Genomic DNA, 13361 nt, shown 5'->3' on the forward strand with positions numbered 1-13361 from the left:
ATATTCAGAGTCTGAAAGCAAACGACTAAGTTGAAACGTCGCTTTGATAGGGTCAAGTGGCTGAAACACGTATAATTTTCTCAGTTAAAGGATTAGCCTTGGTAGCGAAATAAGCTCATTGACTGCGGGGGGAGGTCCAGCTTGATCGAATATGGACGTCCATCCCATTCAACAGGCTCAGCCTGCACGCCACCGTTGTTGCCAAAGCCGAGGCCGCCATACTCTTTGGCATCGGTATTCAAGATCTCTTTCCAGAAACCAGCGTGCGGCACACCCACTCGGAAGCCTTCGCGCAGGACAGGCGTAAAGTTCCCCACCGCTGCTATATCGTCGGTCGTCTCACTGCCCTTACGCAAGAAAGTCAAAATGCTATTTTCCGCATCGGTGCAATTGATCCATTCAAAGCCTTCCGCGGCGTTATCGCCCTGCGCCAAACCGGGAATCTCACGATAGATTTTATTCAGGTCACGCACCACCATTTGAATACCTTGGTGATCAGGATACTGCAGCAGGTGCCAATCGAGGCACTTGTTGTAATTCCACTCAGCAGACTGACCAAAGTCAGAGCCCATAAAGAGTGTCTTCTTGCCCGGCCAGATCCACATCAGACCGTAGAGCAGGCGTAATTGATGTGCCTTATTCGAAATCGGCTCGCCAGGCATCTTGAGCAGCATAGAGCCTTTACCATGCACCACCTCGTCATGCGAGAATACCTGCGTAAAGTTCTCCGAATATTGATAGAGCATACCAAAGGACAGCTGATGGTGCTCATACTTACGGTAAATCGGATCCTTCTGGAAGTATTCCAGAGTGTCGTGCATCCAGCCCATATTCCACTTAATGTCGAAACCGAGCCCATCTTCCGCAGTCGGCTTAGTCACGCCGGGGAATGATGTCGACTCCTCTGCAATCATAAGTGTGCCAGGGTAATATTTGTGTACCAGGTCATTGGTTTGACGCAAGAAATCGATCGCTTCGAGATTCTCACGGCCCCCATATTTGTTGGGAATCCACTGCCCTTCTTCACGGGAATAATCGAGGTATAGCATCGAGGCCACCGCATCCACGCGCAAGCCATCGATGTGGTAGCGCTCACACCAAGCCAATGCGGTGGCAATCAGGAAGCCGCGCACCTCGTTGCGACCATAATTAAAGATGAGAGTGCCCCAGTCTTGGTGGAAACCTTGACGCGGATCTGCGTGTTCGTAGAGCGCCGTGCCATCAAACTGAGCCAGTGCAAAGCTGTCTGTCGGGAAGTGCGCGGGCACCCAGTCCATAATCACGCCGATCCCATTTTGGTGCAAGGTGTCTACCAAATACATGAAATCCTCGGGAGTGCCAAAACGATAGGTCGGCGCAAAGAAGCCCGTCACCTGATAGCCCCAAGAGCCATCGAAGGGGTGCTCCGATAGAGGCATGAACTCGACGTGCGTATAATGCATGTCTTTGAGATAGCCGACCAACTCATGAGCGAGCTCTCGATACCCGAGAGGACGCGCCGCATCTTCTACTACCGCCTTCCATGAGCCCACGTGCATTTCGTAGACAGAGATTGGCTGATCTTTCCATACGGTGTTGGCGCGGCGCTCGATCCAGTCCGCATCCTTCCATTCGTAGCGGTCCACATCGCAAATGATCGAGGCATTGTAAGGAGGTGCCTCGAACGCGGTGCCGTAAGGGTCCGTCTTTAGCAGCGGGAAGCCCTGGCGTGCGCCAATTTCGTATTTGTATTTCATGCCCGGCTCGAGTCCGGGGATGAATAACTCCCAGACGCCAGAAGCCCCGAGGCTTCGCATCATGTGATAGCGTCCATCCCAGTGATTAAAGTCGCCGACTACAGAGACGCGCTCCGCATTCGGCGCCCACACGGCAAAAGATACACCGAGCACGCCGTCGTGGGTGCGCACTTGTGCACCCATCTTGCGGTGCACGAAGTGATCATTGCCCTCACTGAAGAGATACACATCATCTTCCGAGAGTGTCGGAAGAAAGCTATAGGGGTCGTAAAACTGACGAATTTCGCCGTTATAACGCTCAATTCGCAGACGGTATTTAAAGAACTCGCTGCGATCCGCGATGACACCCTCGAAGAGGCCATCTTTAGTCAAACGCTTGAGCTCGTAGCGCACACTTTCGTCCGCCACATCGACCACTTCGCAGCTCTTGGCATCGTCCAAATAAGCACGAACAATCAAACAATTCTTTTTCCCCTTTTGGTGGGGATGCATTCCCAATACCCCGTGAGGTTGGGCACATTTAACAGTAGTAATGGATTCGATCTCTTTCTGGGATATATTCACGCCCCACAGTCAATGTAATCTACTGCAACATGCAAGTCTCTTAGATGGCTTCGCGGAAGCAAAATTTGTTCACTATTTCTGAGCAACTGAACTTTCTGCTTTCAGTCCACATATTATCTCAATAACAAAGAAGCACTGACTTACGCCCACGAAAACCGCAAAAGAACCCCGAATACTCGTAGCTCCGCATATTTATAATCAATGGCCATTAAGAAATCTGAACTCTACTCCTCGCTGTGGGCGAGCTGCGATGAACTCCGGGGCGGCATGGATGCCTCTCAGTATAAGGACTACGTACTCGTCTTCCTCTTCCTGAAATACATCTCCGATAAATACGCGGGCCAGCCTTTCGCGCCGATCACCATCCCCGCAGGTGCGAGCTTTGCCGACATGGCCGCGCTCAAGGGCAGCAAGGACATCGGCGACCAGATCAACAAGGCCATCATCGCGCCTCTAGTCGAAGCCAATCAACAGCTCTCCCTCTCCGACTTCCCTGACTTCAACGACCCCAATAAGCTGGGCTCAAACAAGGAAATGGTCGACCGCCTGACCAACCTGATCGGCATCTTCGAAGAGCCCGCGCTGGACTTCTCTAAGAACCGCGCCGAGGGCGACGACATCCTGGGCGACGCCTACGAATATCTGATGCGCCACTTCGCCACCGAGAGCGGCAAGAGCAAGGGCCAGTTCTACACTCCTTCCGAGGTCTCCCGCATCATGGCCAAGGTGCTCGACATCGGCTCTGCGCAGACCAGCGCTTCCACCACCGTTTACGATCCCACCTGCGGCTCTGGCTCGCTGTTGCTGAAGGTCGCCGACGAAGCCAGCTCTGAGCTCACGCTCTACGGACAGGAAAAGGACGCCACTACCTCCGGCCTCGCCCGGATGAATATGATCCTGCACAACAACCCCACCGCAGAGATCGCCCAAGGCAACACCCTCGCCGACCCGAAATTCCTCGAAGGTGCCAGCCTTAAACAATTCGACTACGTCGTCGCCAATCCCCCTTTCAGTGACAAGCGCTGGAGCACAGGCGTCCACACCACCGACGACCCACACGAGCGCTTCAAGCACTTCGGCACCCCACCCGACAAGCAAGGCGACTACGCCTACCTGCTCCACATCCTCCGCTCCCTCAAGAGCACTGGCAAGGGAGCCTGTATTCTCCCGCATGGCGTCCTCTTTCGTGGCAACGCCGAGGCCGAGATCCGCAAGAAGCTCATCCGCAAGGGCTACCTCAAGGCCATCATCGGCCTACCTGCCAATCTCTTCTACGGCACCGGCATTCCCGCCTGCATCCTCGTGCTCGACAAGTCCGAGGCCCACGCCCGCAAAGGTATCTTCATGGTCGACGCCTCCAACGGCTTCATCAAAGACGGCAACAAGAACCGCCTCCGCTCCCGCGACATCCATCAGATCGTCGATGCCTACAGTAAAGGCGTGGAAGTCAAAGGCTACGCCCGCTCCGTCGGCTTCGAAGAGATCGAGAAAAACGATTTCAACCTCAACCTACCGCGCTACATCGACAACCGCGCCGCCGAAGACCTGCAAGACATCGAAGCCCACCTGCAAGGCGGCATCCCCGCACGCGACGTCGACGCTTTGGAGAAATACTGGGCGGTTTGTCCGAATTTACGCGCCAGTTTATTCCAGCCGCTTCGTGACGGCTACGTCGCGCTGAATAACGAAGCACGAATGGCGGATGGCAAATCATCCGCGTCGTCGTCCTCCGCCATCAGTCATTCGCAATTACAAGCGCACCCAGATCTCGTGTCCTTTAGGGAGCGCCTCGAAAATCACTTTCAAGCCTGGGCTGACAAACAACGCACCGAACTTCGTGCGCTTGCCCAAGGCTTCAATCCCAAGACCTTCATCCACGACTTCTCGGAAGACCTACTCGCCCACTACCAAGGCCAGCCACTCATCGACCCCTACGCCGTCTATCAACACCTAATGGACTACTGGAGCGAAGTCCTGCAAGACGACACCTACCTGATCGCGATTGATGGTTGGCAGGCGAAGACCTACCGGATCACCGAGACCAACAAAAAGACCGGCAAAACAAAGGACAAAGGCTGGGCCTGCGACCTCGTGCCCAAGGAGCTGATCGTCGCCCGCTACTTTGCCGCCGAGCAAGCCCGAATCGAGAGCCAACAAGCCGAGCTCGAAGCCCTCGAAGCCCAACGCGCCGAACTCGAAGAAGAGCACAGCGCCGAAGACGGAGCCTTCGCCGAACTAGACAAGATCAACAAGGCCGAAGTCAGCAAACGCCTAAAAGAGCTCAAAGCCAAAGGCCCCGGGATCGCGAATCTCCGCATTCGCACCACGTCAGAAAAGGCCGATCAGGAGATCAGCGCTCCCAGCCTCACCGAGTCCGAAGTGCTCCAGCGCTGGCTCGACCTCAACAAAGGCGAAGCCGCCCTCAAGAAAGCGATCAAAGACGCCGAACTCGCCCTCGACGTCCTCGCCTACGAAAAATACCCAAAGCTTACGGAAGCCGAGATCCAGACGCTCGCCGTCGACGACAAATGGCTCGCGACTTTGCAACAACGCACCCACAGCGAACTCGACCGCATCACGCAGGCGCTCACTCAACGAGTAAAACAACTCGCCGAACGCTACGAGGCACCGCTGAGCGCGTTGACCGAACGAACCGCCGATTTGGAAGCGAAAGTCAGCGCTCACCTCAAACAGATGGGATTCAACGCATGAAGGATATGGAACATCTAGTCAGCCTATTCCAAAGCACTCAGCAAGTGCTTCAAAAGCAAGCAGTCCGCGCCGTCGACTCCTCCCTCGTCGTTCGCAACTGGCTCTTTGGTTGGTATCTCGTCGAATTTGAAAATGCAGATGCCGAACGCTCAGAGCTTTACGGAAAACATCTAATTGACGACCTATCTAAACGTCTCAATCAAACTGGTCTAAAAGGGATATCTCCCACCAACCTCCGTAGATTTCGAGAATTTTTCTTAAGCTATCAAAAGATTCAACAGACACTGTCTGTTGAATCTTTAAAACCAGTAGACATAGCAGCATCTGAACCATCAAACGCACTCCCTTCAGAGATAAGCCAGACGCTGTCTGACCAATCTTTACGCAAACTACCACAGAACGCACTGCGACAGATTGCCGCTCGTTTCCCGCTCTCCTGGTCACACTACGTCGCCCTGCTCTCCGTCTCCAATCCCGATGAGCGTAGCTTCTACGAAATCGAGTCCACCGCCAACGACTGGAGCCTGCGCGAACTCAAGCGTCAGATCAACAGCAGCCTCTTTGAGCGCCTGGCCCTTAGTCGCGACAAGGATCAACTCAAAGCACTCGCCCAACAAGGGCAGATCGTCGAGCAAGCTGCCGACCTCGTCAAAAATCCCTACGTGCTAGAGTTCCTCGGGCTCGACGAACGCACCGCCTATTCAGAGAACGAGCTCGAAACCGCCATCATCGACAAACTAGAGCACTTTCTCTTAGAACTCGGCAAAGGCTTCCTATTCGAAGCCCGTCAGAAACGCTTCACCTTCGACGAAGACCACTACTTCATCGACCTCGTCTTCTACAACCGCCTGCTGCGGTGCTACGCATTGATCGACCTCAAGATCGGCGAGATCACCCATCAAGACCTCGGGCAGATGCAGATGTATGTGAACTACTACGACCGCCACGTAAAGACCGACGCCGAAGCCCCCACCATCGGCATCGTCCTGTGCAAACGTAAAAAAGACGCACTCGTCGAAATCACCCTCCCAAAAGATAGCAACATCCACGCCTCCGAATACAAACTGTATTTGCCCAGCAAGGACGAACTGATCGCTCAAATCGATAGCGTGTCGGCGCAAATTGAGGATGGAGGATCGATAATTGATAATGGATAAGGGAAAATTGATAATGAGTGCCTACACGCCAGACATTCGTCCGACAGCGTCGGACGAATCTACCCGTCGCACAAAATCCGAGACACCGTCGCGAAATTTCGGCCAAGCCACAATTAAAAGTCAAGCGGGCTTAAACAGCGATCAGTTCAAAAGGTTTGGAGTCCCGCCTTTAGGCGGCAGCGGCGTAAAGGTCAGCGACACGCAACCGCCTAAAGGCGGAACTCCGAACCTAATAACATGCCAGATATTAAACCAGAAACCAAAAGGCCAGACAGCGTCTGACCTTTCCAAACGAGAGCCACTGAGTTTTAGCCACAAAAAAGCACAAAAATCGACAATCGTAGCGCGGCGCTTTCATGCCCGCCGTAGCTTGCAAAGCGTAGGAGGGAGCCAGCGTCCCCGTCTCATTGAGTCCCTAACACGCTTCGTTTCAAAAGATGGCAGCAAGCAACCCAGCTTCACAAAGAAACCGCAGACACCGTCTGCGAAATTGAACAGTCAAAGAACGCATCCCCAAATCATTGCTCCGCCGCATCATCCAATCATTCTCAATTATCCATTTTCAATTTATCACCCTCCACTTCCAATTATCAATTTACCGCGTCAGCGGAACAGATGGGATTCGTATGCAACTAACAGAAGGCTACAAGCAAACTGAGGTCGGAGTGATTCCAGAGGACTGGAACGTATCAACCGTAGGCCAAGAGTTTCACATTAAACTGGGGAAGATGCTGGACTCCGAAAAGAATGTGGGAGTTGAAAAGCCATACCTAGGGAATAGCTCAGTTCAATGGGGCAGAATCGACATCAGTAATCTTAGCAAAATCAAACTCTCACCGTCGGACCTCCAAAGGTTCAGATTAAGGAAGGGAGACCTCCTAGTCTGCGAAGGTGGTGAAGTTGGACGGTCAGCCATATGGCAGGATGAAATCGAAGAATGCTATTACCAGAAAGCCATTCATCGGCTAAGGCCAAAGCGTTCATACAATGTCAATTACATGGCAGCAATTTTCGAAACGTATTCTAGATCTGGATACTTTGAGAACTATGTGACAAAGACTAGCATCGCCCACTTACCTAAGGATAAATTCGAAACTATCCCAATCCCCCTCCCGCCCACCAAAGCCGAACAAGAAGCGATCGCGGAGGCCTTGAGCGATACGGATGCGTGGATTGAATCGCTGGAGCAACTCATCGCCAAAAAACGCCGTATCAAAGCAGGCAGTATGCAGGCCCTCCTCACCGGCAAACAACGCCTCCCGGGGTTCTCTGGGGACTGGGAGGTGAAGACGCTGGGTGAGATTGGAGAATCCTTAATCGGACTTACATACAGCCCGAATGAAGTAAGCGAATCTGGGGTGCTCGTATTACGATCCTCCAATGTTCAGAATGGGGTTTTATGCTTTGAAAATAATGTATTCGTAAACCGAGACATAAATGAACGAATAATGGTTCGCACGGGGGACATTCTAATTTGCGTTCGGAATGGAAGCAGGAATTTAATAGGAAAGTGTGCCATAATAGACGAACGCGCGAACGGCATGACATTCGGCGCTTTTATGTGCGTATTCCGAACTGCCTTCCATGACTTCGTTCATTATCAGTTTCAGTCCAACGTCATCAAGCAACAGATTAATGAACATCTAGGAGCAACCATTAATCAGATTACAAATGGCAGTCTTAATTCTTTTAAGATTCCGTTTCCGACCGAGGCAAAGGAGCGTGAAGCCATCGCCGCCATCCTATCGGACATGGACAGCGAGCTCGACGCCTTGGAATCCAAGCTGAGCAAAGCCCGCCAAATCAAACAAGGCATGATGCAGGAACTCTTAACCGGAAAAACGCGATTGGTATGAGTGATAACGAGACAAAGCACACACCCACTTCATCAACAAAACTTGGCTCGCTCGCGGGTCTTCAGAAGCGCGTTGATGGCGCTTCGAACTTTGGCGTTTGCCCTCTAGTCGAAATTAAAATGGTAGCAGAGCAGCCGCTCACTCTATCGGTCGCGAGACGAGATAAAAATGAAAGGTTAAATCTCGGTTGTGCTTTGAGTTTTATCGCAGGAGAGCTCTTCCCAACAATTAAACGCCCACAGTTTCTATATCGAGGAGTCAGCTTGAAGCACTTGGAACATGTCTCGAAAGAAGGTATTGATGTAGAACCAACGAATGCACCGATTTTTGCAACCGACCGACCGGATAAAGCACTCGAATACGGTGAACTAGTAATGGTGTTTGATCCTATAAAACTGGATAAAACCTATCGCACCGCTCCGAAAGATGCTCCGGACGAAGTGTTGAGCCGACTCCGAGCGGAATATCCGACAGAGCTTGAGATCGATGGCAAGCTTTGGTTTTCCAGAATGCCCGCTGACAATGCGCGAACTGGGACAATCTACGAGAGCCATTATACATTCTTTATTCCGGACGATCCTCATGAAGCGTTGCTCATGCTTTTTGTAATTGGATAAATTAGTAATTGAAGTGTGCGACTCCAAATCCTCTTCCATTTCTAGTATGGCTAATAAGGGAGACACGCCGATCAACAACCTTGAAAATTTTGATAAATTATTATGGATAAAAACGTGACCAATCGCACTAACACACAACCTCTGAAAATTGCGAACAGCATTCGTCCATATCTGAATGAGATAGCAGATCGATTATGGTCTGGACATGCTGCTATCATGGTCGGGGCAGGATTCAGCAAGAATGCAAAACCTAATAGCACATCATGCACCAAGTTCCCTGACTGGACTGAGTTGGGCGATCTATTCTACGAGAAGGTTCATGGCGAAATGCCGGGGGACTCCAGGAAGTATATGAACGTGCTTAAACTCGCGGATGAAGTCCAAGCGGCTCTAGGCCGTCCTGTCTTGGATCAGCTACTGAGAAATGTCATCCCTGACTTGGACTATGAACCTTCTGCATTACACACGAAGCTGTTGGAACTTCCTTGGGCAGATATTTTCACAACAAACTATGATACGCTGTTAGAACGTGCTGCAGTCTCTATCTCATCACAGAGATTTGATGTGGTCGTGAACAAGGAAGACTTAGTCTACTCTGAGCAGCCAAGAATCATCAAACTCCACGGAAGTTTCCCATCCGAGCGACCTTTCATAATTACGGAAGAGGACTACCGCAGATACCCAAAAGAATACGCACCCTTTGTAAATACAGTCCAACAGTCGCTTCTGGAGAATACACTCTGTCTGGTAGGTTTTTCAGGAGATGATCCCAACTTTCTGCAGTGGATTGGTTGGATACGCGACAACCTAGGACACAAGAGTTCTCCGAAAATCTATCTGGTCGGTGTTGTTAACCTTTCCAATGCCCAAAAGAAACTTCTTGAGGCTAGAAATACCGTAGTCATCAATATGGCAGACTGCGCCAGTGTGGGCGCACATGGATATTATGAAGGCTTGGAGAGGTTCTTCGACTACCTAATGTCAAAGAAAGACACAGAAAATGCCCTCGGATGGCCATATGAGAGCTCTAAACTAAGTCCGGATCTCCAGAAAGATAAGCTTCTTCAAGCGCAGGCCACACTGGCGAAATGGAAAGAACAACGTAATTCCTACCCAGGATGGGTAGTAGTGCCTCAGGATCGCAGGGAAACCCTATGGAATCATACCGAGCATTGGTGTCGCTTCATCAATAAAATTGGCGAAATCTCCGATAAAATCGCCTTCGAGTGGATCTATGAACTAGTATGGCGCATGAACAAATGCCTATGTCCGCTGTTTAATGATCAGGTTGAATTCATTACTGCGATTTTAGATAAATACAGATGGATGTTTTTCCCCAAAGATGCGCCTAGCCCTACTCACGACACATCAGCAAGAGCAGAGGATAGGCTAAAATGGATTGAATTAAAAATCCACCTCATGCGCTACTATCGTGAAGAGGGTTTTCACCCAGAATGGGACACAACCAACGGAAAAATAGCTAGTATATGGGGAAATTTATCCGCATACCAGCAAGCAAGCGTATACTATGAACGTGCGCTATTTGCTCTCTTTAGCATCGACATCCCAGAGCTAAGGAAGCGAATTGCCGAATGGCCAGTGAACGAGTCGTTGCCGCATATGGAAGCAAAGCGAGCCATGCTGCTTGCAGAGATCGGTGAAGTAAATGAAGCCGCATCTATACTTTCTAACTCGCTTGAACAGATTCGCTCCAAGCTCAACCTGAAACCTGTATCTAACGACTATAGCCTAGTGTCACAAGAATCATATGTGATGCTGCTTTACAAGTTTGTGAAAGACGCCGCGGCGTTCCTCACGCATCTTATTGCCCCCAGCGAGAATGAGATTGAAGATATGCGAAAACTCTTTTTCGCAAAATTTGATATTCAGGACGAACAAGCAACTGCACATCCCAGCAGAACGGATCGGCTAAGATCAATTCAAGATATTGAATCAACCAGCCGTAATCCGAAAGAGGAGTGGCAGAAGGTGATTCGAAAAAGCGATGCTACGACGGGATCTGAGCATGATAGTTTACTTCGCCAAGTGCGCAACACGACTAGACTTGATGAACTCAGGAATTATCACAATAGATGGGACGATCTAAAAAAATATAAATGTGATCCTTGGGATGAAGTCAGGATCTTTACAGCCCAACTGGAGCAGTCTGCAAGCAAACCTAAGGCTGTAACTGAAACTCCAGATTTTGATATCGGCAAGGTTTCACAGACACATCATTTATGTGGTGGTGACAAAGAGGCTTTGACTGGGTATGCTTTCCTTAGGTTTTTAGAGGACACTGGTATTGTTTTTCGTATCCCAGGTTGCAATTTCAGTGCAAAATCGGGGGCTGGAGCATTAACTAGGATATCTGATTATTCGCCTTCGTGGGCTACTGCATCTCTACTCCGACTGGGAGACCCGAAGTTGGCTGATCTACTCTACGACAGACAAGCACTGAGCAAAATGTCGCAAGATCAAGTTGATCACTTGATCGACATCTACTTAGCCACCCTTGAAAAGGCTCAAATCGACATTGCTGAAGGCAGTGGTTTTTACCGAGATAATTTCGGAATTTTACTCGCCAAAATTGTCCCAGAGATACTATCGAGGCTAGCAACTAAGTGCTCGTCGGAGAAACGCTTCATCATATTGGATTTCCTCAAGGGTGTTTATGAATCTTCAGACCGAAGTAAATACGACAAGATCGGATCGTTAACAAAGCGATTAATCAACTCGTTCGATAAGTCTTCATATCCAAAACTCATTACCCTGCTACTGGAATTCCCGATTCTAGGGGGACTTTCTGTTATTGAAGATCGAGATTTCTTGAATCCATTGTTATTTGTCGAGGTGCCGGATGACATTATTGGTTCTCTAGCGACACCAGATGAAGAATTAATTGAGCGTTTGGTCAGCATTATGGAGAACTCTGATTCTGGTGGCCGACTATGGGCGACTCTCAGCTTATCTAAGCTATATGAATGGGGGCTTCTGAATAAGGCACAAGAATCTGAATTTGCGCGTGTAATCTGGTCTAAACTCGACGAACATAATTTGCCTGCTCAGACAGGTTTCTACAGATTTGCATTCCTGAAAATGCCACATCCTCTGAATTCGTCAGTCGAAGAAAGGGTCAGGGAGTATTTGCATAAAGCAGTTTTCCCAATCCAAAGTAAGCAAACAGAGAAAGGTGTTTCTATACTTGGTGGTCAGATTCCGTTATGCCACGAAATTTTGGGGGCCAATAAGATGCTTGATTGGAGAAAAGTTGAAATTGAAGAGTTTACCAACCAAATCATTGAGTGGTGGGATGGAGATAAAGATCAGCTTTTGAAAAAAAATGCATCCGAGTCAGTTTGGATGGACATATATGGTGAATTCAAAGGACGATTCTCAAAAATGGAGAACTTGCTTGCCCGAGTTATCGTGCCTGAAGCCCGAAAACATGAGCTTGAAGTTTCGATTGAAGCTGCTCGGAGAATACTAGACGAGTTAAACGACATAGGTATTTCTGCACTTAGGTTAAAAGTCGCCTTATCCATGAATGAATCAGATGAGATTAATCATGCTGTTTCTGAAATTAACAGGTTGTTGTCATCTAACACTAGAGATCATGTTATTGAAGCAATCCATGGGATTGACTTAATGGTGGAGATGCTAAACCAAGAGACGGCACCCCACATCATAAAGCCAGTCATCACTCAACTGGCTCTTAAAATTAAATGGCGGCATAATTGTGAGCTTGGACTTTCTATTAGCGTAATGAGCACTCTGGTTCGAAAATTCTCATCACTATTTAGCAACGATGTAGAAACAGACACGTTATCTGGGTTAATTTCACTAGCTGAAGAAACTGATTACAAATTTGCAGGTAAGGATTTTTCTGATCGAATATTTATACGAGAAGAAGCCGCCGGATTAGCAGCGGAACTAAACCGATTATATTTGGCTAGTCATAGTTCAATCCCTGATGCCATTGAGGTTTGGCAACGCATATGCCAATCAACGGATGAATTCGCCGAAATTCGTAATCGGTGGATATGAATTTTCATTATATGGTGCCGCTGGGAGTCAAAAACTTGTTCAGACAGCCGAAGGGGTCGAACGAGACAGTCGTAGGCACCAAACGCAAAATATAAAGATTTAGCTTATGTCAAACGAACTCATTTTCTATAAAACGTCGGATGGCGAGCAACGGATCGAAGTCGTCTTTCAGGATGAGAATTTCTGGATGTCGCAAGGTGCGCTGGCGGAGTTGTTTGGCGTAAAGATCCCTGCAATCAGCAAGCACCTGAAGAATATCTTCGAATCTGGAGAGTTGGAACAGGCGGCAACTGTTTCCAAAATGGAAACAGTTCGACAAGAAGGCAGCCGCGAGGTGCAGCGCATGGTCGATTTCTATAATTTAGATGCCATCATTGCGGTCGGCTATCACTACCCCATTCTTGAGGACAAAGGCAAAGTGAGTGCCCTGAAGGCGAAGCTCAAAGCTGAGACCGAATACGAGCAATTCCGCCAGCAACAGGACCAGGAATACATCTCCGACTTCGACCGTGAAATCAAACGCCTCGAAGGAGGCAAAGAATCTTAACCACAGATCACACAGATATACACAGATCTGAAACAACGCACTCACCCAGCAGCCAAGCCACTTCCATCTGTGTTCTCTGTGACGTAGGTCTGCCGGAGATGGCGTAGCAAATCTGTGGTTAAAAA

The 13361-nt window shown here is 49.4% G+C and carries 7 protein-coding genes; 6 read left to right on the forward strand and 1 reads right to left on the reverse strand.

Features of this window, described 5'->3' with window-relative positions; genetic code table 11:
- Window positions 1-92 precede the first annotated feature (92 nt).
- Complete coding sequence (glgB, locus tag QEH52_RS05520; protein WP_425609278.1) at window positions 93-2300, reverse strand: 1,4-alpha-glucan branching protein GlgB; 2208 nt, start codon at window positions 2298-2300, stop codon at window positions 93-95.
- 201 nt (window positions 2301-2501) lie between these two features.
- Between glgB and QEH52_RS05525 the strand changes: the two genes are divergently transcribed.
- The 6 genes from QEH52_RS05525 to rhuM all read left to right on the forward strand — a co-directional run bounded on the left by QEH52_RS05525 (window position 2502) and on the right by rhuM (window position 13236).
- Complete coding sequence (locus tag QEH52_RS05525) at window positions 2502-5012, forward strand: type I restriction-modification system subunit M (RefSeq protein ID WP_308949097.1); 2511 nt, start codon at window positions 2502-2504, stop codon at window positions 5010-5012.
- 5 nt (window positions 5013-5017) lie between these two features.
- Window positions 5018-6169 carry a PDDEXK nuclease domain-containing protein gene (locus QEH52_RS05530; protein WP_308949098.1) on the forward strand — a complete coding sequence of 384 codons (1152 nt, stop codon included), beginning with the start codon at window positions 5018-5020 and terminating at the stop codon, window positions 6167-6169.
- 626 nt (window positions 6170-6795) lie between these two features.
- A complete protein-coding gene (locus QEH52_RS05535; protein ID WP_308949099.1) occupies window positions 6796-8025 on the forward strand; it encodes a restriction endonuclease subunit S in 1230 nt (409 codons plus the stop codon).
- Window positions 8022-8642, forward strand: coding sequence for a hypothetical protein (locus tag QEH52_RS05540; protein ID WP_308949100.1), 621 nt, complete (start codon window positions 8022-8024; stop codon window positions 8640-8642). Before QEH52_RS05535 ends, QEH52_RS05540 begins: the two co-directional genes overlap by 4 nt.
- Window positions 8643-8744: 102 nt before the next feature.
- Complete coding sequence (gene dsr2 / locus QEH52_RS05545) at window positions 8745-12689, forward strand: anti-phage defense-associated sirtuin Dsr2 (RefSeq protein WP_308949101.1); 3945 nt, start codon at window positions 8745-8747, stop codon at window positions 12687-12689.
- Window positions 12690-12795: 106 nt separating this feature from the next.
- On the forward strand, window positions 12796-13236 hold the full coding sequence (gene rhuM / locus QEH52_RS05550) for a RhuM family protein (RefSeq protein ID WP_308949102.1): 441 nt from the start codon (window positions 12796-12798) through the stop codon (window positions 13234-13236).
- The last annotated feature ends 125 nt before the right edge of the window (window positions 13237-13361 follow it).

It is taken from the genome of Thalassobacterium maritimum (assembly GCF_031127805.1).
In the GTDB taxonomy this organism is placed as follows: domain Bacteria; phylum Verrucomicrobiota; class Verrucomicrobiia; order Opitutales; family Coraliomargaritaceae; genus Thalassobacterium; species Thalassobacterium maritimum.